Genomic DNA, 24,957 nt, shown 5'->3' on the forward strand with positions numbered 1-24,957 from the left:
CATTATTGTTAACGAATTAAAGTAACATGCCCAAGCAAATTATGTATTTTACTTTGGGTGTCTTTTATTCGCACCTTCCACACATACACATCTTGCTGCGCAATTCTTGTATCTCCCCCAACTCTTCCATCCCACCCTTTTGTAATATCAGTAGTATAGTAAATTGATTTTCCCCATCTATTAAATATCCACATTTCAAACTCATCTACCCCAACACCTTGTCCCCTAAAGGTGTTATTTACATCGTCTCCATTACCCGGAGTAAATGCGTTAGGTGCAAAAAAGATAAAGCCCGGTTTTATTTCTACGGGCTTAGTGGCTGTATCTCTACAACCATAAGAGTTTTCAACAATAAGTTGTGTTTGATACGTTGCCGGATTGTAACTATCGTAGTAATGAGAAATATTAGTATTTACAGAATCTATGGATGAAAAATCGCCAAAATCCCACCACCACTTGGTATAATCAACTGAGTTGTTGATGTAGTAAATAAGAGGAGTAACTACAGTTGTATATGGTGGATCTGGAGTATAATCTGCTATGGGGTTTGGGTACACTGAAATAGCGCTAACATCAACCACAGAGTCTTTACAGCCTTTATTGGTAGTAACAACTAGCTTAACATCAAACAAAGCAACTTGGGTGGTGCTACTATTATCGTAGCAATGCAATTGAGTAGAATTTGTAGTTGAAGATATTTTTGAACCGTCTCCAAAATACCAATCCCATATAGCATTTTGAGAAGGATTTATACCGGAAGGTGTTGCATCTGTAAATGTAACGCAATGAAGCGGACAGCCCGCTGGCTTATCTAACGTAAATGCCGGAACAGGATTTGCAAAAACATTTACCGGCTTAGTAATAGTATCCGCACAACCATGCACAGATGTTGCAATCAAGCTTACATCATAAATTGCATTCGCATTGCCACCGAGCGAATATTGATGCGTTGGATTTGCATTCGTTGAAACAACAGACCCATCGTCAAAATTCCAAGTGTAGTTGGGTGTGCCGCCTACATTGGCGTTGGTAAGAATATCGGTAACGTCCGTAAAAATTGTTGAGCTTCCAAAACAAGCATCTGTTGCAGTAAAATTTGCTATTGGATACCCCCAAACATCAACAGGCACAGCAGCGGTATCTTTACAGCCGTTTTCCGAAACAACTATCAAACTAGCGATATAATTACCGGATGCAGGAAAAACAAAGGTTGGAGAAGCGGTGGCATTATCTACAGTGCCATTGGTTGTAAAATCCCAATACCACTCGGCTACCTTATTGGGCAATGGATTGGCCGGTGTAGATAAATCAGCGAATGTGGTAGCAATTCCTTCGCAAACCGATGTTGCATTAAATGCTGCAATTGGCGCAGGCTTTACGTTAGCCGAAAAAGAAGTATCGTTCGTGCACCCAAAATTATTTGTTACGGAATAGGTATAGGTATAATTGCCCGAAAGCGCTTGTACCGTGCACAATGTATCTCCATTCGAAGAAAGAGAAAAAGCTCCCGGACCTGTAAAGCTTGTTCCAGTTACCGTTGCAGAGAGTGCAGGTAAATTTACATACAAACTGGTATCAAAATTCATCCCCCAAGCCCAAACATCTCCTTGGTCTTGTGCCCACATATCGCAAATGCGAAGTGTCCAAGTTCCGTTTAGCTCGCTGCCTACAAGTCCAGATAGTGGCTGCACACTCTCGTATGTTCCAGGTCCACTATAATTAGTAGCCCACGTGCCATTAGTTGAGTTAGGATCCCAATAATAATCGCCTCCTAAATTGGCGCCACCACCACCTTGCTGATGTAGGATTACAGATTGTCCAGAAGGGCTGATAATAGTAATGATTAAATCGCCAATAAACGTATGCGACATGTTTGCATAAATATTATTTAGCTGAGAAATGTTTGTAAGCAATGCCCCCACAGGGAAAACACTGAAATATTGGGTAGCTTCAAAACACTGACCCACATTATCGGGAATGTGAATTCCATCGGCAAAAACATCGTTCTTTGGTTTTGGGAATGGAGGTAATTCGGCAGCAACATCCAAGCAATAAGATTCATAAGGGCAAACAGCGGGCGGAGTTGTAATAGTATAGGTTGGCTCCATAGCTACCAACACTTCTGTAAATGCAGCATTCTTATTTTTACATCCATTGTTATCTAATACATCTAAACTAACAATATAGCGTCCGCTACTTGTAAATGTATGATTCGTGGTAGGAATAAGAGTTGTATCGATATCACCATTCCCAAAATCCCAAATATATTTTGAAATAGTAAATGTTGGCATGGCTGTAGATGCGCTCCCATCAAAAGCCACAACTTGATCTTTACAAATTTGGATTGTAGGTGTGGTAGGTAAAACAACGCCTGCATTAGGATATGCACATGGAATTTCACATTTAACTGCTCCATTAAACACACCATGATTTGTGGCATCGGAAACAAAATGCAATGTTAAACAGCCGGAAGGATTATTAATTGAAGCGTATGAAACTTTATTGTTTAGCTGGCTTCCGGAATACGAACCAAGACTTGGAGCAGACATGGAGTTGCCATCATACAATTCCATAAAATCTCCGGAGCCTAAATTAAAGGTAAACCATGTAATGTTTATTGCCGACCCAGGATTATCTGGACAGATTGTAAGAGTAAAATCTTGATTGGCTGAATATCCTGCAGCGCTTACTCCACCTGTATCATAGAGCGTAAAGTCGCAATCACTCTCTGTTCCATTATGAATTAATATTTGTTGTGCAAAGTAAGATGGAGAAAACAACCCAAAATAGAAAAGTGCAAATAAAGAATGGATAAAATTTGTGCATCTACTTTTGCTGAACACAAAAGATTGAAAATGGGGTTTCATAAATTGGGTAATAGGGTTAAGCATTAGTAAGTTACCTTAAAAAAAAATAAAAATCAAGTACTCTCTGTACTTTATTATTACAGCACACATGGCAAGAAGTAACCGGTGTTTCAAAATTAGCTTTCCTATTTAACAGTTAGCGTTAGAAAATTGTAAATAAATAAGAAAAACCTGGCGCTGTTAATTTTAACTCACATAAAAATTTATTTATAATAAATGTTAAATTGCATGATATTTGCAATCCATACAATATGAAAAAAACAACACTTATCCTTTATATACTTTTTGTTACTACAATTGTAGCAAAATCTCAGATTTACAAATCTAAATCGTGCGAAATAAGTTTCTTTTCCTCCTCACCGCTAGAAAACATAGAAGCTAAAAATAAAGTGGCTGTGCCTATTATGAATACTGCTACCGGAGATTTTCAAGTGCGAATTCCTATTGTCAGTTTTAAGTTTGAGAAACCTTTAATGGAGGAACATTTTAATGAAAACTACATGGAAACAGACAAGTTTCCGTATGCCATTTTCAAAGGAAAAATTTCCGAAACCATAGACTATACAAAAGATGGAGAACACAAAGTAACCGTAAAAGGGAATCTTGAAATACATGGAGTAACAAAAGAAAGAACTATTGATGGAACTCTTACCATTAAAGGCGGAGAAATTACCGTTGTTTCTAAATTTAATGTACACATAGCCGACCACAATGTGAAAGTGCCCAGCTTGTATGTAAAAAACATTGCCGAAGATGTAGAAGTAAAAATCAACTCAACACTTGAACCTTTTAAAAAATAATTAATTAGCTCTTTTTAGATTATGCAAAAAATAAACACCCTACTTGTTTTTATCTTTATTACAACCAATGTTTTTTGTCAAGAAGACTTACTTAGCCTTGTAGAACCGGATGCCAAAAGCGAAGCATTAAACGAGAAAGTAAGCGCTACCTTTAAAACTACCAAAATCATAAACGCACAAACAACTGAATCGGTAAAAAAAAACACGCTAGATTTTAGAATAACACATCGGTTTGGGAATATGGGTGAAAAAAGCAACGGTGGAGTACATACACTTTGGGGATTAGACAACTCCAATGACATCCGCTTCTCTTTTGACTATGGAATAACCGACAAACTTGCCGTTGGAATTGCTCGCAGCAAAATGAACGAATTAATAGACGGTTCTATAAAATTTAGGTTTTTAGAACAAAAGAAAAAAAAGATGCCCATTTCGGCTGCACTTTTTTTAATGGCTGGCTATAATCCACAACGATCTACCGACTTTTACGCAGGAACAGTGGGGGTAATTGAAAACAAAGCAATACACCGAATTTCATATACAAGCCAGCTGATTATTGCCAGCAAACTTTCCGACAGAATCTCAATAGAAATTTTACCAACATATGTTCATCGCAATTTTGTAAAACGCTATATTAATCCTGATAACGGAAAAGAAGATGAAAATGGGATACTATCCGTTGGATTTGGAGGACGTATTAAAATAACAAAACGCTTTTGTTTATTAGCCGACTACTTCTATGTAGTTTCTGATTACAGAACTAAAAACCCAACCACCCCTTTCTACAACCCTTTGGCAGTAGGATTTGAAGTAGAAACCGGAGGGCACGTATTTCATGTCGATTTTACAAATGCAACAGGCATTGTAGAAAACAATTTTATTCCCTTTACAAACGATACTTGGACAAAAGGGGGATACAAGTTAGGATTCAACATTTCTAGAGTATTTAATTTTTAATTATTCTTAATTTCTGTTTGCCATATTCATGCTTGACTCATTAAATACAAAAAAGAAAAAAGAAAAAAGGCAGGAGAGGAAGAGCAAAAAAAAAGAGAAATTAAAAGAAGAAAAAAAAACTTCTAAAAAAAATCATTCCGAGCCACAAACAAAGGCAGATGATTCTTTACAAACAAAAAGCGTAATTAAGGTAGCCGAGCCAACTAAACCAGACTCGTTAGCCTCATTCAACCTTTTTAAAAACCACGAACTCCAGCCCAAAAGCACCAAGCCCAGCATACACTATTTTAATAACATCACATGGTTGGGATGGATTCTCATACTTTGTTATGCCCTATTTATTTTGGTACGGAAAAATTATCGCAAACGCTTAACTGGCTTATTGGAATCTTTTTTGTCTAACAGAAACACAGAAGGTGCAACACGAAAAGACAATCCAATAGCCAATCGGTTAACTATTGTTCTTTCCGTATTGTTTTTAACCTTGATGAGTTTGTTTTGCTTACAAGTAAACACCAACTTTCATTTTTTTGACTCTTACATTGGATTAACACCGCACAACTACTTTCGTATTTTTACTTTTGTTTTTATTTTCTACGCAATTAAGATTGCTGTTATTTCATTAATAGGAAACACCTTTAGCGCAACAGCACAAACCAATCATCATATTTCAAGTGTAGTGCTTTACAACTCGATATTGACCTTTTTTATATTTCCGATCATTGCCATTATTCAATTTACCCCTTTTGTTTCTTCGGATAAATTATTTGTTACATCCTTCTTTTTATTATTGTTATTCAACGCATACAAGCTTTTCCGAATGTTTGAGTCGGGATTTTCGCAACTTAGAGTTGGAAAATTCTATTTGTTTTTGTATCTTTGCACCCTTGAAATTTTACCATTGGTCGTATTAATAAAGCTTTTAATAAGTTAATTTTTTGTTTTGGCAGAAAACCAAATTGAGAACCTATAAAAAGCTATTATTAAGTTAAAGTGGGGCATTAACAACTTAAAAAAAATCTATTCACGTGAAAATAAGTAGCATTCTAGTAGCGCAACCTAAACCCGAAACAGAAAGATCTCCCTATTTTGACCTGGCTTCTAAGTATAAAATAAAAATCGACTTTATTCCCTTTACACACGTTGAAAGCGTAGTTGGAAAAGAGTTTAGAAAAGAACGTGTAAATATCTTAGAGCATCATGCCATTATAATGACAAGTCGTAATGCGATTGATCATTTTTTTAGAGTATGCAGTGAGCTACGCATAAATGTTCCTGAAACAATGAAATATTTTTGCCCTTCGGAAGCTATTGCTTATTACTTACAAAAGTACGTGGTGTATCGTAAACGTAAAATATTTCATGGCGTAAAAGCGCTTAGCGATATTGCTGATGTATTAAAAAAACACAAAGAGGACAAATTTTTGTTCCCTTGCTCAGATACCCACAACGAAGACGTTCCGGAACTGCTTAAAAGCCTTAATATTAATTTTTCCGAAGCAGTTTTGTTTCGTACAGTATCTAGCAACTTATCAAAACTTGCAAAAGTTAATTACGACATGCTGGTATTCTTTAGCCCGAATGGCATCCGCTCGTTGTTTGATAATTTTCCAAAATTCAAACAAAACCAAACTAAAATTGCAGCTTTTGGCGTAAATACAGCCAAGGCGGTAATTGATGCCGGACTAAAGCTAAACCTGTCTGCCCCTACTCTAGAAGCTCCGTCTATGCCTATGGCAATTGAACTTTTCATAAAAAATCCTGATAAGGCTCCACAAATTTTACTTACCAAACCCGAACTGAAGCCTGTAGTTATCGAAAAACCCAAAAAAGAAGAAACGAAAAAAGCTGTGGTGGTTGTAGAAAAAACCGCTACAAAAAAAACAAAAGCTGCAAAAGCGGTTGCAAAAAAGACTATAATAAAAAAAGTAAGCAAACCAGCAGCAAAAAAGATAAGTAAGCCAATCAAAAAAGCTGCAAAACCCAAAAAGGCTGTAAAGAAAATAAGTAAACCCGCAAAAAAAGCAACTAAGCCTGTAGCAAAAAAGACTTCAAGCAAAACCAAAAAAATTCAAAAAAGCCCAAAACCTAAAAAAGCGTTAAAAAAGAAATCAAAAAGATAATTTTTTAATGCACATTTGTGCTTTATGGTTTTAGCCAACTATCCTAAAGCATTGCGTATTTGCAGCAAAGCTGACTTTGATTTACTTTTTAAAAAAGGAAAAGGATTTACTGTTTTTCCAATTAAGCTCAGCTATTTAAAATCGGACAACCATCCATCACAACAACCTTTTTTATTTGCAGCAACAGCCCCAAAAAGACTGTTTAAGAGGGCTGTTGACAGAAATAGGATTAAGCGCCAATTAAAAGAATCGATTCGAAAAAATAAGCACTTGCTATTGGCAAATACTAATCTAAATAGCCCCAACCAAACCAACTTACTGCTATTTACATATATTGCTGCCGAAAAATCATCGTCTGAGGTAATTGAGAACGCAACAATTAAATTAATCAACCGTTTAATACAAAGTAATGAATAGGTTAATTGGCTCTATTTTTGTATATTTAATTAAAGGGTATCAGGTGTTTATTTCGCCATTGCTAATGCCATCGTGCAAGTACACACCAAGTTGTTCGCACTACGGTATTCAGGCAATAAAAAAACACGGTCCTTTTAAGGGCGGATACTTAACGTTTAAACGCATTTTGTCCTGTAACCCATGGAACAAAAAAAGCGGATACGACCCGGTACCTTGATTTAGTTTTTTCTAGTAGCTATTTTATACATTTTTATATGAAAAACATTTTTTCTTTCGTAAAAAAAACAAAACATTTCTTCATCGGGCTTTTAATCGGAGCCTCTGTAATAAGCTCCTTTGCCTTTGTTGATGATTACTTCGAAGTGTCTAAAAACCTAGACATTTTTGCCACCCTTTATAGAGAATTAAATGTGTATTATGTAGATGAGACGAAGCCAGGAGATTTGATGAAAAAAGGAATTGATTCTATGTTAGAGTCGCTCGATCCTTATACTAATTACATACCCGAATCAGATATTGAAGACTACCGATACATGACTACCGGGCAATACGGTGGAATTGGTTCGCTAATTCGGCAAAAAGACGAATATGTAGTTGTTTCAGAACCATACGAGGGCTACCCAGCACAAAAAGCTGATTTAAGAGCTGGCGACATTATTTTGGAAGTAAATGGCGTTTCTGTAAAAGGAAAAAAAACAGATGAAATTAGTAAGCTCCTAAAAGGTCAGCCGGGAACATCGGCTAAGCTATTAATTAAACGAGAAGGCGAAGCCGCAACGATTGAGAAAACAATTGTTCGCGAAGATATTAAAGTAAAAAATGTTTCATATTACGGAATGATAAATGAAAATAGCGGATTGATAAAGCTTACCGGATTTACAGAAAATGCGGCAGGCGAAGTAAAAAGCGCTTTTTTGGAACTTAAAAAAAATCCGAATTTCAAGTATTTAATACTCGACCTGAGAGGAAACCCGGGAGGTTTGCTAAAAGAAGCCGTTGATATTGTAAATCTTTTTGTAGAAAAAGGAACTGATATTGTAAACACGAAAGGGAAAATAAAAGAATGGGACAAATCTCATAAAGCTACAAACAACCCTATTGACACAGAAATTCCGATTGCAGTATTAGTTGATAGAGGCTCGGCATCTGCAGCGGAGATAGTTTCCGGAGCTATACAAGATTTAGACAGGGGCGTAATCATTGGTCAACGCACTTACGGCAAAGGCCTAGTTCAGCAAACTCGTCCGTTAAGCTACAACGCGCAATTAAAAGTTACTGTTGCCAAATATTACATTCCTAGTGGAAGATGTATTCAAGCACTTGATTACGCGCATCGTAACGAAGATGGCGGAGTTGACAAAATTGCCGATTCGCTTATTACGGCATTCAAAACAAAAAATAATCGTATTGTTTATGATGGTGGTGGAGTAAAGCCGGACATATCGATGGATGACAAGAAATACAGCAACATTTCGGCTACCCTCAGTTCTAAGGGACTAATATTTGATTTTGCTACCCAATATCGAATTAAAAATCCGACTATTAAAAGTCCAAAAGAGTTTACACTCTCTGATAGCGAATACGAATTATTTGTAAAATCATTAGAAGGAAAAGATTACGAATACACCACCTTAAGCGAATCAGCACTAAAAGAGTTTAAGGAAGATGCTGAGAAAGAAAAATACTATGAAAGTATTAAATTAGAATACGAGGCGTTGAAAAATAAAATTGCAAGCAACAAAAAGGAGGATTTAAAAACGTATAAACAGGAAATTAAAGAGCTACTTGAGTCTGAAATTGCATCACGCTACTATTACCAAACCGGACGACTTGAATCTAGCCTTAAGTATGATGTAGAAGCTAAAGAAGCTATTGCATTACTAAACGACAAGGCTAAATACTCTGGTATTCTAACAACAATAGAAAAAGCAGACAAACCTTTCAATCAGCAGGTTTTAAACAAAACTCCAAAAGACAAATAAAATCAATTTTAGTACTTTGATTAGCGCGTTGTTTAATACCCCCGAAAACAAAAGGAAGTTTCACTATTACACTTACCTAATTGGCATGTCCATGCTAATGATTGGCATGCCATGGTCAAAATTTCTATTAAGTGTTGCACAATTTACATTGCTCGGAAATTGGATACTTGAAGGTGATTACAAAAAAAAGTTACGTGTGTTTATTTATTCTACTCCCGCTATACTTATAAGTATTATTTTTTTCATTCACATACTAGGGCTTTTTTACTCTTCCGATTGGGCCTATGGATTTGAAGACATACGAAAAAAAATCCCTTTACTACTGCTACCTCTATTAATTTCAACCGGACCACAATTAAAAAAGGAACACAAATATTTTTTGGTCTACTTATTTTTATCTTTTGTCTTAATTAGCTCCATTGTTAGCGTATTAGTATTAAAAGGCTATACAAGCACCATCGTAAACGATGCAAGAGACATTTCCATATTTGTATCCCATATTCGCTTTTCATTAATGGTTTGTTTAGCAATATTTTTTTCGTTCAATTTGATTTTCACACAAGGAAAATTGAGTACAAAAATAATTTGTATTCTACTGGCAATTTGGTTTACCTATTTTCTTTTTTTACTTCAATCGCTTACAGGAATTATTGTAATTGCATTTACGGGCACAGCAGTTATTTTATTTTACAGCTATAAGAATGTACCCCCTTTTTACAAAATGGGAATTTCGTTTGTTGCAATATCATTAGGGATTAGCGTTGTTGCATTTATATATTACCAAACAAATAGTTATTACAAACTAAAAAACAAAGCCTTAAACAGTAAAGAAATTGCATTGGAAAAAACTGAAAAAGGAGCATACTACTTGCACGATTTAAAATCGAGAACAAGTGAAAATGGGAGATTAATATGGATAAATGTTTGTTTTCCTGAATTAAGAGAAGAATGGAGTAAACGAAGTCAACTAAACTTTGATTCACTAGATAAAAAAGGAAATACGCTGCAACACACACTCATCCGCTTTTTGACATCGAAGGGTGAATTGAAAAATGGCGAGGCGCTGAAAAGACTTACAGATAAAGAGATTCTGGCAATTGAAAATGGAATTCCCAATTATACCTATCTGCAAAAAAATTCTATTGCGATACGAATACATCAAATAATTTGGGAGATTGATAGCTATATTGATGGCGAGAATCCAAGCAACCATTCCGTTACCCAACGATTTGAATATTGGCAAACCGCTATTCGAATTATAAAATCAAACCTATTTTTTGGTGTAGGAACGGGGGATGTGAAACAGGCTTTTGCTCAAGAATACGAAAAAATGAATTCTCCGCTAACACCAGAAAACAGGCGAAGAGCTCACAATCAATATTTAGAAATTGCCGTGGCACTTGGTGTTGTGGGCATGATAATATTCTTGGTTTGTCTTCTTACGATTGTTAACTATAATAAGTCGCTTTTATTTTTGGCGTTTTACGCTATGCTTTTATTGTCAATGCTTACAGAGGACACGCTAGAAACACAGGTAGGAGCAACATTCTTTTCGCTGTTTACATGCTTCTTCTTATTCATTTACAACCCGCGTTTATCAAGCAGTATAGCTAGTAAGTCGGAGTAAAACCTGCTTAGGAGTAATTTCATTAATACATTTACACAACCTGTTTTTCTTGCAATCGTTACACGATTTATCTAACACTAAATATTCGGCCTTTTTTCCAATTGGCGCCCATCTACCCGGATGAATCGGTTTCATTGGAGGATAAATACCCAATGCAAATTTACCCAAGGCAGCTGCAATATGCAGTGGACCTGTACTACAAGCCAATAATCCATCGCACATAGAAATTAAAAGTATAAATTCATCCAATTTCAACTTACCTACCACATTTACCACATTGGGTTTATTTACAAGCACTTTTAGAGCCTCTGCATCTGCAGGTACTCCACTAATAATAATATTATATTTTTCCGGAGGTAATGCATCAATTAGTTGGCTATAATTTTCTATCGGCCACTCCCTAGCGCTGCCTTTAGATTTGGCGTGTATTATTAAATTAAATTTTAGAGGATCGATAAAAGTTTTCGGAAGCGCGTGCGTTGCCGATTTCAATTTAGTTAATCCATAATACGCATGCATCTCCGAAAGTGTTGGAATGGCAGTTATTCCTAATGGTTGTAAAAGTTTAAAATTTAACTGCGCTTCATGTAAATCAGATTTCTTTCTCGTAAAATTTACTAGCCTATTACATGTAAACAAATGAAAAAAACGATGAGAAGTTCCAATTCTATTTGGGATCAGAGCCTGCTTAGCTAGCTTTGCCACCAACTTATTAGGGAAAACATGAATCAGTATATCAGCCGAATAGTTCTTTAATTTTTCTGCACCATCTCCGCTTTTCAGCTCATCGAAATTTATTATTTCATCTACATACTCGCAACAAGCAACAACCGGTATCGTATAAGCACTTGCCAAAAAATAAATTTTTATAGCAGGATACTTCTGCTTTAAATATCCACACAGCGGAAGTGTTAAAATAACATCTCCTATGCTATCCGTTCTGCTAATAATAATTTTGGAATTTTCTTTCAACATGCTATTGTAGCTTCATCATTTTTCTATATTTCAAAAAAGTTGCATAGGCAGATATTATACAAATCTGTAAGCCATACCAACCATCCAAAAAGCCAAGTTTGAAGATATAATCTTTAAAAAATTTTACAATGGGACTAACAAGCAAATGAAACACAGTAGCCCGGCTTCCCTTTTCGTAATTGGCTTTAGCGGCTATATCGGTAAAATAATTTACTTGCTTAAAATGGTCTGCTTTGGTGTAATAACTATAATGCAATATATCGCCCGTCAATTGCCTTACAGTACTTTTAGCTTCGTGCAATTCGAATTTATCATGTGGATTAACACCCGCCCAACTTCCCTTCCTGCTATCCCACAAACGTAATTTCGTATCCGGATACCAACCACAATGGCGAATCCACTTTCCACAATAATTTGTTAGCCGATTCATTGCATATCCGTCTGCTTCCCAATTTTCCTTTACATGCATAATCGACTTTTGCAGTTGCTCATCTAGCGCTTCATCTGCATCTAGCGACAATACGTATGGATATTGAGCTTGCGTAATAGCATAATTTTTTTGTTGAATGTGTCCTTCGAAAACATGTTGCACAAAACGAACGCCTTTCGATTTACAAATTTCCTCAGTCTTGTCTTTCGAAAATGAATCAACAATCACAATATCATCAGCAATTGATAAAACCGAATCTATGCAACGAGCAATATTTTTCTCCTCGTTATAGGTTATTATTACTACAGACAATTGCACTTGCATATACTAAAATTATAAATAAAATTGAATACCTAAGGCACTTCCTTTTTGTTACAGATAATTAGTATTTTAGGGTTATGCATCCGTTAGCAATCGATTTAAGTTACTCCAATTTACGCTCGTTAGCGAGATGTATTACTATTGTAGAAAATGAGCTAGATGGATTTGAAGATATTCTATCTAGTTTAAAAAATGTAACCACAATTCCTGTTATAGGAATAACAGGGCCTCCTGGAGCCGGGAAAAGCAGTTTGCTGAATGAACTTATTTCGAAAATAACACTGCAAAAAAAACGTGTTGCAGTGCTTGCAATAGACCCAACATCGCCTTTTACCAGTGGTTCTATCTTAGGAGATAGAATTCGCATGAGCGACCACTTTAACAATCCCGATGTATATATACGTTCTCTTGCTACGCGAGGTGCACTTGGAGGCTTATCTGCAAAAACGGTTGAGGTGGTTGAGGTTCTTAAAAATGCACACTTCGATTATATTTTTATAGAAACAGTTGGGGTAGGACAATCGGAAGTAGAAATTGTTGGATTGGCGGATACGGTGGTGCTGGCGCTGGTACCCGAATCCGGAGATGAGGTGCAAACCATCAAATCTGGCATTATGGAAATTGGGCACATTTACGTTGTAAATAAAAGCGACAGGGCGGGAAGCGACAGCTTTATAAAAAATTTAACGCAGTTGGCACAAAGCCGACACACCCAAAACTGGGAAGCTCCGGTACTTAAAACCGTTGCCACAAAAGGAGAAGGGATTGACTTGCTTTTAAGTAAAATAAACGAGCATCAAAAAATTGCAGCAAACACAGGCAACAGGGCTATTTTACTTGCTGAAAAAATTTTTTCATTAATTCAACACAATAAAATGAGAGCCATAAATAAAAATGACATACGAAAAGAGGTTGAGCAAGAAATAGGCAAAGATAATTTCAACCTTTACTCTTTTGCTAAAAAATATTTTTAATTCCAACCCAACACTTACATCAAATGCTTTTCAAAATACTGTTTTCATCAATAGCATTCATGCATTTAAAATGCTTTTTCGGGCAAGCATTAAATCCAATTTTAGAACACGGACGACACGAAAGATTTTTAACCTCAATTAGTTGAGAAGCCGGCCCCGGCAAGTAGGGATACATTCCAAATTCCGGAATTGTATTGCCCCATATAGAAATAATTTTTTTCTTTAATGCAGCTGCAATATGCATCATACCACTATCGTGTGTTAATACGGTGTTTGCATACTTTAAAACAATTGCCGATTCATGCAACGTAAGCAAACCACACAAATTTATAACATCTACCTTCGATGCTATACTGGCTGCATTAGCAACATCTTCCTTCCCTCCTATCAGTACAATCGGTTTATTAACCTTAGTTAGGAGCGAATAAATTTTTTCGTTCGGCAAACGCTTTGTTGCAAATTTTGCTCCAATTGCAAACACAACATACCTATTCAGAACGGCTCCCAGCTTCTCCAATAAAGGCTTTTCATCTGTTTGAATAAAGAAATCTAAGCCATCATTATCGTTTACAACACCTAACTTCTCAACTGTTTGCAAATACCTATCTACAATATGTGTGTTGGGTAGTGCTTTTAATTTAAAATTAACCGATAGCCATTTTTCGATATTTAATTTTTTAAATGCAACTGACTTTTTTCCCAAACTAGACTTCACTAAAAAGGATCGAAGGTTGTGGTGCAAATCAACTACATAATCGTATTGCTCTGCTTTCAAGCTAGGCAATACTTCCTTCAAGCTCGCATCCAAAGTATATACCTTAGATACATAGGGGTTTGGAGCCACTAAATCTACGTATGCTTTTTTGGTTAGGTAATGAATTTCAACATCGCTTAATTGCTTTTTAAGACATCGAATAACAGGCGTTGTTAAAACGATATCTCCAATAGAACTAAAACGAATAATTAATATTTTCATTTTTATGTAAACCGAAAGCCGAAAGTAAATATTGTGTTGTATATAAACAAAGAAAGGGCTTATCGCCCTTTCTTTGTAATCAAATTTTAATTTATGCTATTCTAATGTTTTATCAAGACCTTACCTCTGTAAACTGCATTCGACTTACTGTCTAGCAACTCATAAGAATATGCTCCTGCATTCCACGATTGTGTATCTATATTCAAACTAACACTTGTTAGATTTTGCTCTAACTGTTTTCTACCGGCAATGTCGTACACAATAATTTTTGTGGCAGAAGAAGGAACGTTAGAAAAATTTAACTCCGTGTTTGCTGGATTAGGAAACACAGATACTTCCGGTGCATCTATTGCATTCACGCTATTGTATGTTCCAGTAAGAGTAACATCATCAACATACAACACACTTCCAACTTTTCTGTTTGCCTCATACAATGCACTTGACGAGAACACAACTACCATTGTATCCGGTGTTAAATGCGCATAATTAGGATTGTAATTCAATACGGTTGTATATTGAGCATATGTGGATGTTGTACCTGTTAGAATAGTCCCACCAGCAGCAATTGTATCCACTTGAGAACCATTTCTTTTTTGCAACCAAACTAATGCAATTGCAGTATCAACTCCGTTGGGAGTGTACTTTGCATAAAACTCCATTTGCAATGGTTTTTGAGTACTTGCAAAACCTTGCTTTAGATTAGGAAACGCAACATAACCTGTCATACAAATCCCCCAAACGTCATCTAGCATAGTTGGTAATGGATTTGTTACTAACGAAACAGTATGTATAGCCATAGCAGAAGCACCACCGTGCACATCGGCTGTTGCGGTAGCTTGGTAAACCGAACGAGGGTTGCTTGGATTTGCAAACACCAAAATATTGGCAGATGGCCAACCCACTGGATCGGGATATGTGGCAACTGTCCAGTTTTCAAATCCTCCATTAGGAACTTGAGCAAATCCGCTAAGTACAAAAGAGGTGATAGCTAAGATTGATAGTAGATATTTTTTCATCTTTTAAATTTTATATGTGAAAGGCTAATTTAGTAAGATATAGGGTTAAAAGCAAACAATTATGCAGTAAACGATTGCATATCGTATAGTTTTTTATACGTGCCGTTGTGCAACAGCAATTCTTGGTGTGTACCACGTTCTACTATCTCTCCTTGCTGCAACACTACAATTTCGTCTGCATGCATAATCGTTGACAAGCGATGTGCAATGATTATAGAGGTTCTATTACGCATTAAATTATCTAATGCGTCCTGCACCAATTTTTCCGATTCAGTATCTAATGCAGATGTGGCCTCGTCCAAAATTAAAATAGGAGGATTTTTTAACACAGCACGAGCGATGCTTATCCGTTGGCGTTGTCCTCCGGATAATTTACCACCTCTATCGCCAATATTAGCATCGTAGGTTCCATCCATTTTCATTATAAAATCGTGGGCATTGGCAATTTTTGCAGCATTTATAACTTGTTCTTTAGATACGCCTGGTATTCCAAAAGCAATATTATTAAAAACGGTATCATTAAATAAAATAGATTCTTGTGTAACAATACCCAATAAGCTTCGCAAATCTTTTATCTTCAAGTCTTTTACAGAAACACCATCGATAGACAAATTTCCCTTATCGCAATCGTAGAAGCGAGGAAGCATATCTGCCATTGTTGTTTTCCCGGAACCGGACTGCCCAACAAGTGCAATTGTTTTGCCTTTCGGGATAACAAGATTAATATCTTTTAACACCCATCCCGAATCGCCCTTTTTATAAGAGAAAGAAACACCCTCATATTTAATTTGTTTCTGAAACGAATCAATTGGCTTGGCCCCTTCCGATTCATAAATTACAACATCTGAATTAAATATTTTTTCGATACGTTCTATAGAAGCAACTCCCTTTTGCGCATTGTACCAAGCAATTGTAAGCGCCTTAGCCGGTGCTAAAATTTGCGAAAACATGGCAATGAAAGTTATAAATAACGATGCTTTCAAATCTTCGTCAATTACCATTTTCCCTCCTACATAAATTAATACTACCAAAACAGCAACTCCCAAAAACTCGCTTAACGGGGAAGCCAAATCGTTTTTTCGATAGGTTTTAATTTGTATATCGGTGTATTCTTGATTTAATTTATCAAACCTATTTTGCGTAAACTGTTCTGCATTAAACCCTTTAATAATACGCATTCCCGAAAGAGTTTCTTCTAAAATAGAAAAGAGCAATCCTAATTTTTCTTTTGCGTTAAACGAACTTTTTTTCAAACTAGAAGCTATCTTCCCAATTACAAAACCCGGAACAGGCAGTAAAATAAACACAACCAAGGTTAGTTTTGCGCTCATAAACAACAGCGTAGCTAACACCAAAATAATATTTATTGGGTCTCTGAATAGCATTTCTAGCGAACTCATAATTGCCCATTCTATATCGTGCACATCGGTTGTCATACGCGACATTACATCTCCTTTTCTTTCGTTATTGTAATAAGAGATTGGAAGTTCTAATGTTTTCTTATACAAATCATTGCGCAAATCTCTAACAACACCATTGCGAACATTTGCCAAAAAGAATTGGGCAAAATAACGTGTGATATTCTTAAGAAAAATAAATACGATAATAAGGATGCAAATAAAAATTAATGCGTTCAGTTTTCCTTCCTCTACTATTAAGGAGCTGAGTTGATAGTAAAATACATCCACAATAGAGTCGACATTTGCCGCAAGTTCGGGCTTACCCTTCAACAAATACTTTTCATATTCTTTAGGGTCCTTCATAAATAGCAAATCCAGGAATGGAGCTACCATGGTAAGAGAAAACAACGAAAAAACAATGGAAAGTCCGTTCAAGAATATATTTAATGCAGCATATCCTTTGTAGTTTTTAATATACTTTAAAACAGTGGCAAGTCTTTTCACTTGGTTATTATTTTGTTTTCACAAGAAATCAAAGGTACTTAAAAGAATTTGTTTGTAGAATTTTGTAACGGTAATTTAAAAAACGAACCCTAAAAGGTGTTCTAATTATTCTGGGCTCCTTCATCTAGCCATTTTCTTATCAACGCTTTTTCACACTTTGTAAGTGCACCGTACTTTGACCCTACAGGAGGCATTGGTGATGTTTTACTTGCAAAAACCCTATTATAAAAAGACTTATTAGTTACTTTGCTTTTGACAGTAGAATAATTATTAAAATTTCCTTTATAAAATCCCGGAGAATGACAGGCTGTTCCAGTTGCACACTTAGCAACAATAATTGGTTTTACAATAGTATTGTAGGTGGCAACGGAACTATCACACGGTCCATTGTCTTGAATAGTTTCCAAACCATCTTTTTTACATGAAAAAAAAAGTAAAAAAAATACGATACTTACTCCAACCAAATTACGCATATCCTTAATTTACAAAAAATATAAAGATGCTGCAATAATATGGGTACCCACGATAAAGCTATTTTGCAACTTTATAAACTATTCTTCGTAAAACGGCAGCATGTTGCTTCTAATTCTGAAGAAATTCAATCAAGTTAGACCTTTTCATTTAACAACATATTTGATTGGAATACGAAACTTTTAAGTGTAAATTGAACATATGTCTAAAGGATTACAAAAACGTCCATTTTCAATACTTCTACTTTTCTTCGCATTACAATGCTGCATTTTAAAAACCCAAGCTCAATTAATTACTGTAAACTCCACCATTCCGCAATCGTTAGATGCGTGTGGCGATAATGGCTTATTCTCTATAACCATAAATAATCCTTCTGCATTTAATTTAAGTGCTATAACAGTAACAGTAACAATGCCAGCGGGGATTACATACCATACAGGCTCTGTATCTAATGCTTTTGAATCAAATATTAGCAATTTAACTGCTCCAACTTTTTCACTAAATCCAATTGCATCACAAACAGCCACAACATTCACATTCTTTGCTTATGCCAATTGTAATGTTCAACCGTCTCAGCTAACGCAAAACACAATGGCTGTAAAATATACCAGCAGCAACTCATTAACATTTACCAACACGTTCACTTCGGCAACATATACAATTAAGCAAGCCAATCTTACTATTCCTGCATTTTCCAATCAATCGTTTGCAGGAACTGTGGGTGGAAGCTTTACACGATGTGCTACAGTAACAAACGGAGGACTAGGCTCCTTAAAACAGTTTGTATTTACAGATATACATGGCAGCGGAATAACGATAACTTCTGTTAACAAAGGAACATGGACATCGAACGCGAACACAGAAACTGTTACGTTAAATGGCGTTGATTTTACTTCTATTGGTGATGGAGACACCTTATTTGAAAGTGGAGAGAGTATTGTGATATGCGAAAATGTTTCAATAACAAATTGTGCTGGCGTTCAATCGAACATACAAGCATCGTGGGGTTGTGATAACCAAACGTGTCAAAGTGCATCTACAACAGCAAACATAACCTTTCCAGGGCTTACACCTAACCTTGTTTTTACTCCAACAAGATCGCAAAGTGCTTGCCTTGGTGTTGGAAATTACAATACTCAATCAGTAGTAATAAGAAATGCAGTTGGTGCGGGTAATGCCGTAAATGTGAACTTGAATATTTATCAATCAACAGGATCCGGGTTTCATATTGGGCTGCTTTCGCAAATTGTTGCAAACAGCATTACTATAAAAACAAATAATGGAGCACCTGTTCCTGCTACAATTATAAATCCATTATACTCTTCGACAGCAAATGCCGGAGCTTGCTTAAACACAACAACACCACTAGGTGGGTTTACCATACAAATACCTGTAATTAATGGAGGGGATTCGGTAATTATAAAATGGGATGTTGAAACCTGTTGTACAAGAGGAACAATGAATGGATGGATGTTTAGCGGCAACTACGAAGACATTTGCCAAAATAATTTTAACATAACACCTACTTGGGGAAGAGTTTATTCTTCACTTACCGGTTTTCTAACAAACAACAACTCCCCATCAAGCTTGGTTTCCGGCAACACCGGGACATTTAATTTTATGGTTAACAGCTACCAATTTACTTATCCTACAAGCACCGGAGGGCATTGGAAAGTTGTGTTTACATTGCCTGCCTGTGTAACATTTAGCAACACAATCGGAGCTGTGTCCATTCTATCTGCCACCAGCTCTGCCACTTGGATGCCCACATCTGTAACACAAACAGGAAATCAGGTTACAGCAATTTTTTCTCCCGGAACTCCTCCATTTAGCTTGCAGCAGGCGCAGATTCTGATTAACCTAACAGCCAATTGTACTAGTTGTTCGGGAGGAGTGGGTAATGTTAATGCCTCATTACTCTATGTTCCAACAACATCTGCTTGCACATGCGAAATACCTATTTCCAATACCAATGCAAGTGTAAATATTATTTGTCCTGTAAGCTGCCTAGGGCTAAATTTTAAAAATTTTGACGTAGGAAGAGTTAATTTTGGAAAGCCGGATAATAATGATGATGGGCTACCCGATGCATTAGGAAACCTTAACCCGAATACAATTAGAAAGGACAGAGCAATGTACGGAGATACTATAAAGACTACTTTCTATGCTACTATCGCTACCAATTCCGTTTTCGCATCTTGGAAAAATCTAGTAGTTCATTCTGTTATAAGTCCTGGTGGGAATAATCTAGCTCCTCTTGGTGGAACAATATTAATTTACAGAGGCGGAAATCTATTTGCAACTTGCAATTCTATAAAACTACATGCCACCAGCGGAGCTGCCACTTTTAGATATAGCTTACATGCAGATACACTAGTAAAATATGGTTGTGTCTCACCTGGTTTTACTTACCAAAACAACGACTCTGTAGTTTTTTCAGCCAGTTACAGAGTTAAAAATAATATTGGAGCCCAAATTGTTACATGCAATGTAACAAACTCCTTTTTTGTATCAACATCTAATTTAATTAACCCCGGAGCAGCAACAAGATATACATGCAATTCGTTTCAAGGTAATTTTTCAATTTTAGGATATGCCTTTTCTAATTGGGGGCCTGGCAGCATTTCTCTTAATGGCTGTGGAAATATTGCAGTATCGCAGAACTATTATTTTTTCATAGGAAACAGTAATGGAAATCTTGTTAATTGGAGCAATTTCTTCCCTTTTGAGTATAGAAAATTTATTACACTAGATACCGCTTTTGCAATCATCCCAACAGGCTTTAGTTTAGTAGGCGCAAGTATTTATGAAAGACGAACCTCCGGAACATTAGTATTTACACAAAGTCCAACATATCCAATTACTCCTATAAATGCCAACACCACCAACTTGGCTTTTCCAATAAATAGTTTTTTTCAAGGAACCAACCCTCAAATTTACCCAAGTGATGAAGGCTTTGTTGGAACCATCACACTTACGCTTACATCATCTTGCAATGCAAGCAGTGCTGTGCAACCAATTGACTACAGGTGGAAATTCAACAAGAATACTATTTTGGACACCACCTACAACAAACTAGTTTCTAGTGGCATCAACCAGGATTTTGTAACCTATTCGAGTCCAGATTTTTTTATTCAATCTAGTCTCCCCACTATTACTGCACCAGACAGCACCGGCTGTTGGGATATTTTCATAACGAATGTTACAAATGTAAATGCCCCTAACACTTGGATAGCCAAACAACCCGGAAGCGGAATTACTATTACCGCAATCACAGACATGTCTAATGGCACAACTGTTCCACTTTCTGGAAACGGATTTTATCAACTTGGTGTGCTAAATGGCGCAACTACCAAAAACTACAAAATTTGCGCAACTTACACTTCATGCAATCCGGACAGTATAACTATAGAGGCGGGGTGGAATTGCGGCAGTTATCCAACAAGTTTAAACACATTGGCTTGTCCAAGCAAAAAAATAAAATTAAAATTGATACCGGAAACACCGCTGTTTCAACTATCGGTTACGCAACCTCCATCTAACATTAGCTTGTGCGACACAGCTGAATACTCAGTGCATACTACGAATGTAGATATTGGAACTGCCTACAATATTTTTTTATCGACTGCACTTCCTCCTGGTGTTTCGATTATTAATAACTCTTCTACAATTAAATTTACAGGCTCATCTTCTACATTTTACTCAATAGCTGATCCTACCGCCATTTCGGGGAACAACTATCAATGGAATATATCATCTTCCGATACATCGATAGGAGCAAATGGCTTAAGAGGAATTATTTCGGGATCATTAAATACGTTTGATCTAAAGTTTAAGGTAATTACCAATTGCAGCTATTTTTTAGGGTCGCCTATATCGTTTACCATCAAAGGCAAAAGTGCGTGTGGAAGCAATTTCAATAATGCTCTTACACTTGCAAGCCAATTAGCAACAACATCTGCAGCAAACTATTCCACTGAAATCAATCTATCTAAAGCATTTATTTCTTCTTGCAATGGCGCCACCACGTTTAGTGTGTCTGTTGTAAATATGGGGCCTGGCTCATTTGTTAATCAAGACTCCATTACAATAGCATTACCCAAAGATGTTGTTTATGCAAATGGAAGCTTTACCGGAATTCATAATGCACCAACCTTACCTTCTCCTGTTCACAAACAAATAAACGGACAAGAATATTACACCTGGCAAATGCCTCAAGGGGTAGTAGCAGGAGATAGTTGTACATTTAGTTTTGCATTCACTGCAAATCCCGATAGTTTAAGTTGTGGACTATACAAAATACATGCTTCTACAAAAAGTAGCTCTCAAGCGTTCTGTTCGCTTACAGGAAACAACTGTGGAATAAATGTTTTAACAGGTGCTGATTCGCTTGACATTCACTCTTTCAAAGCCTATCTTTCCCTTGTAAACATGAGTGGATATACTGTGCCAAATCCACCTTCCGGAGAAAAAGCATTTTTACAATTTGACATACAAAATATTGGCGAACAAATTATTGCTGCTAATGGAACGACTATTAAATACTATCAAGACTTGAATAGCAACGGAATTATTGATGGGCAAGACACCGTTGTTGTTACCGATATTATTAATGCTTTAATTCCTAAAAATGGAATTTATTCGCATACAGATACAATATTATTTCCTGCAGGAACTGCATGTAACATAATTATTTCGATTGAAGAAGAAGACAACCCATGCTCATGCCTTTCTGCATCAATGGGACTTAATTTACAATTAAAGCAACTCTCGTTTGACACAATTATTTGCAGTGGACAACCGGTTCAGCTTGGCACTAATGCTATAACAGGATATAGTTACTCTTGGCAAAGCACGCAAGGGTTGAGCAATCCATTAATTGCAAATCCTACTTTAGTATTGCAGAACTCAACAACAACACCCTTTACAACAGATTATTACCTCACTGTAAACAGGATTAATTGTTTGTCGTACGACACATCTTCTGTAACCATATACAACATTCCAGTTGCAGCACTACCAATGGACACAAACTATTGTGGGGCAGCCCAAATAAATATTTCCGCAAACACCCCTACAGGAGGAGCTAACGGAACATGGACTCAATCATTTGGACCAAGTTTGACGAACATTTCTTCAATCAATCTTCCACTAACAACAATTAGTAACCTACAAGAGGGTTCATATGAATTCATTTGGTCTGTAAGCAACTCTGTATGCCATATTATTCGTGATAGTATTACCATAAATTTTTTCAATCCACCAATTGCACAGGCTGGTAGCGACAGTGCCTTATGCGGAATTCATACTATCAAAATGTATGCAAACAATGCCATTGGAAGTGCCTTTGGGAATTGGACTCAATCAAGCAATAATAGTTCCATAGCAACAATTATTAACGGAGATAGTGCAAACACAACTATATCAAACCTTTCAGAAGGCACCCACCATTTTATTTGGACCATGAACAATGGAACGTGCCCTGCAGCAATTGACAGCATTAGAATACTTGTTTACGATTCTGTTACTGCAAATGCTGGTAGTGATATAAATTTGTGTGGAATTTACAACACCTCGCTCGCTGCCAATGCTATAATTGGAAGCGCTAATGGTACCTGGAGCCAGACTATTTCGAACCCTATTGGAGCAACCATATCTAGCGCGAGCACAAGCAACACAAATATCTCCTCACTTACAGAAGGCTCTTTTAATTTTATTTGGACAATGAGCAATGGTGTCTGCCCGCTAGCAATGGACACTGTGGCAGTTTCAGTATTCGATTCGGTAACAGCCAATGCAGGAAATGATATAAATTTATGTGGTTTATACACTACAACTATTCTTGCAAATGTGCTTAACGGAACAGCCATAGGCAGTTGGAGCCAGTTAAGTGGACCGTCAAACGCAACATTTAATCCAGCTAATTCAAACAACACAACTACGTCTGCTCTGCAAGAAGGTGTTTACAATTTTGTTTGGACTACCGTTAACGGAATATGCCCTATTTCAAAAGATACAATGACGGTAAATGTATACGACATGCCTATATCAAATGCAGGATTAGATCAGCAAGTGTGTGAATCAACAACATCACTACTGCTTAATGGTAATAATCCTACAGGAACAGCAAAGGGCGTGTGGAAGCCCTTTCCTACCAATGCCTCAACAATTTTTACTGATAGTAGTTCTTACAACACAACTGTATTAAATCTTCAAAGTGGCAACTACGCATTTACTTGGGAGGTTTCTAATGGAACATGCCCAACGGCAATGGATACTATGCTTATAAAAGTATTTGAAATGCCTGACTTAAACTTTACTTCAACAATTACTGCTATTTGCGAAAACACATGCATAGACTTCAACAACATTTCTTTTGCATCACACGGAGACTCCATCACTCAATTTTACTGGAGCTTTGGAGATGGAAATTTTTCAAACAACAAAACACCTAAAAATTGTTATACAACAGCCGGCATATATGATGTACAACTTATTGCACATACATCTATTGGCTGCATTGACACCATTACAAAAACAAGCTTTATTACAGTAAACCCTAATCCATATGCCGATTTCGACATAACAACAAATGAAATTACCTTGGCTCAAACTACAATTCAATTATCTAATAACAGCGGTGGTTATACTAACCTAGTATGGGATTTTGGCGACTCGCAAAAAGATAGTTCAACAATCGATCCAACACATACTTACAATCCGAGCATTCCAACTATTTATACAATAAGTCTTGTGGTAACAAACACCTTTAATTGCAAAGACTCTGTTTACAAAGTTGTAGATGTTGGTCCGGACTATACAATTTATTTCCCAAATACATTTACACCAAATGGAGATGGACTTAATGATGCATTTGTTGTAAAAGGTGTAGGAATAGACACATACAGAATGCAAATATTAAATAGATGGGGAGAAGTACTATTTACAAGTGATGATATTAATACCTCTTGGGATGGTCTTGTTTCAGGCTCAAGCGAAATTTCAAAAACAGATGTATTTGTTTACAAAGCAAGAGTAAAAGACATTTTTGGAACGGTTCATGTATATGTTGGGCATATAGTTGTGTTGAAATAAAGAAATTAGTATCTTATGGTAG

Annotated in this window: 16 protein-coding genes and 1 pseudogene; 10 read left to right on the forward strand and 7 right to left on the reverse strand. The window is 36.4% G+C overall.

Translation table 11 applies throughout. The features are described 5' to 3' along the window. Positions 1-8: 8 nt before the first annotated feature. On the reverse strand, positions 9-2,867 hold the full coding sequence (locus J0M08_01485; protein MBN8701713.1) for a PKD domain-containing protein: 2,859 nt from the start codon (positions 2,865-2,867) through the stop codon (positions 9-11). A gap of 251 nt (positions 2,868-3,118) precedes the next feature. On the opposite strand from J0M08_01485, the gene J0M08_01490 reads away from it, so the two are divergent. The 8 genes and pseudogenes from J0M08_01490 to J0M08_01525 all read left to right on the forward strand — a co-directional run bounded on the left by J0M08_01490 (position 3,119) and on the right by J0M08_01525 (position 10,773). Continuing rightward, positions 3,119-3,667, forward strand: a complete 549-nt coding sequence (locus J0M08_01490; GenBank protein MBN8701714.1) for a YceI family protein — start codon at positions 3,119-3,121, stop codon at positions 3,665-3,667. Positions 3,668-3,688: 21 nt separating this feature from the next. Continuing rightward, positions 3,689-4,624 carry a hypothetical protein gene (locus J0M08_01495; GenBank protein ID MBN8701715.1) on the forward strand — a complete coding sequence of 312 codons (936 nt, stop codon included), beginning with the start codon at positions 3,689-3,691 and terminating at the stop codon, positions 4,622-4,624. Positions 4,625-4,652: 28 nt separating this feature from the next. Further along, positions 4,653-5,558, forward strand: a complete 906-nt coding sequence (locus tag J0M08_01500) for a DUF4271 domain-containing protein (GenBank protein ID MBN8701716.1) — start codon at positions 4,653-4,655, stop codon at positions 5,556-5,558. A gap of 94 nt (positions 5,559-5,652) precedes the next feature. Further along, positions 5,653-6,393: pseudogene (locus J0M08_01505) on the forward strand (uroporphyrinogen-III synthase). A gap of 378 nt (positions 6,394-6,771) precedes the next feature. Next, entirely contained in the window at positions 6,772-7,164 is a 393-nt protein-coding gene (gene rnpA, locus J0M08_01510; GenBank protein MBN8701717.1) for a ribonuclease P protein component, read from the forward strand. After that, positions 7,157-7,381 carry a membrane protein insertion efficiency factor YidD gene (gene yidD, locus J0M08_01515; GenBank protein ID MBN8701718.1) on the forward strand — a complete coding sequence of 75 codons (225 nt, stop codon included), beginning with the start codon at positions 7,157-7,159 and terminating at the stop codon, positions 7,379-7,381. Before rnpA ends, yidD begins: the two co-directional genes overlap by 8 nt. 37 nt (positions 7,382-7,418) lie before the next feature. Continuing rightward, entirely contained in the window at positions 7,419-9,146 is a 1,728-nt protein-coding gene (locus tag J0M08_01520; GenBank protein MBN8701719.1) for a S41 family peptidase, read from the forward strand. 85 nt (positions 9,147-9,231) lie between these two features. Beyond that, positions 9,232-10,773: an O-antigen ligase family protein gene (locus J0M08_01525; protein ID MBN8701720.1), complete on the forward strand. Its 1,542-nt coding sequence runs from the start codon at positions 9,232-9,234 to the stop codon at positions 10,771-10,773. Here J0M08_01525 and J0M08_01530 read toward each other — a convergent pair. Together J0M08_01530 and J0M08_01535 are read right to left on the reverse strand one after the other, a co-directional pair. Continuing rightward, the gene (locus tag J0M08_01530) at positions 10,744-11,748 is read right to left on the reverse strand and encodes a glycosyltransferase family 9 protein (protein ID MBN8701721.1); all 1,005 of its coding nucleotides are present in this window, start codon (positions 11,746-11,748) and stop codon (positions 10,744-10,746) included. The two genes, J0M08_01525 and J0M08_01530, sit on opposite strands and share 30 nt — an antisense overlap. Position 11,749: 1 nt before the next feature. Further along, positions 11,750-12,502, reverse strand: a complete 753-nt coding sequence (locus tag J0M08_01535; GenBank protein ID MBN8701722.1) for a glycosyltransferase family 2 protein — start codon at positions 12,500-12,502, stop codon at positions 11,750-11,752. 74 nt (positions 12,503-12,576) lie between these two features. Here J0M08_01535 and meaB point away from each other — a divergent pair, with 74 nt between their 5' ends. Beyond that, a complete protein-coding gene (gene meaB, locus J0M08_01540) occupies positions 12,577-13,473 on the forward strand; it encodes a methylmalonyl Co-A mutase-associated GTPase MeaB (protein ID MBN8701723.1) in 897 nt (298 codons plus the stop codon). A 19-nt stretch (positions 13,474-13,492) separates the two neighbouring features. Here meaB and J0M08_01545 read toward each other — a convergent pair whose 3' ends face one another. The 4 genes from J0M08_01545 to J0M08_01560 all read right to left on the reverse strand — a co-directional run bounded on the left by J0M08_01545 (position 13,493) and on the right by J0M08_01560 (position 17,842). Beyond that, a complete protein-coding gene (locus J0M08_01545; GenBank protein ID MBN8701724.1) occupies positions 13,493-14,449 on the reverse strand; it encodes a glycosyltransferase family 9 protein in 957 nt (318 codons plus the stop codon). A 101-nt stretch (positions 14,450-14,550) separates the two neighbouring features. Continuing rightward, on the reverse strand, positions 14,551-15,465 hold the full coding sequence (locus J0M08_01550) for a T9SS type A sorting domain-containing protein (protein ID MBN8701725.1): 915 nt from the start codon (positions 15,463-15,465) through the stop codon (positions 14,551-14,553). A 59-nt stretch (positions 15,466-15,524) separates the two neighbouring features. Beyond that, positions 15,525-17,369 carry an ABC transporter ATP-binding protein gene (locus J0M08_01555; GenBank protein MBN8701726.1) on the reverse strand — a complete coding sequence of 615 codons (1,845 nt, stop codon included), beginning with the start codon at positions 17,367-17,369 and terminating at the stop codon, positions 15,525-15,527. Between the two features lie 101 nt (positions 17,370-17,470). Further along, on the reverse strand, positions 17,471-17,842 hold the full coding sequence (locus J0M08_01560; GenBank protein ID MBN8701727.1) for a hypothetical protein: 372 nt from the start codon (positions 17,840-17,842) through the stop codon (positions 17,471-17,473). A gap of 199 nt (positions 17,843-18,041) precedes the next feature. On the opposite strand from J0M08_01560, the gene J0M08_01565 reads away from it, so the two are divergent. Continuing rightward, positions 18,042-24,935, forward strand: coding sequence for a gliding motility-associated C-terminal domain-containing protein (locus J0M08_01565; protein MBN8701728.1), 6,894 nt, complete (start codon positions 18,042-18,044; stop codon positions 24,933-24,935). Positions 24,936-24,957 lie beyond the last annotated feature (22 nt).

The organism is Bacteroidota bacterium (genome assembly GCA_017303975.1).
In the GTDB taxonomy this organism is placed as follows: domain Bacteria; phylum Bacteroidota; class Bacteroidia; order JAFLBG01; family JAFLBG01; genus JAFLBG01.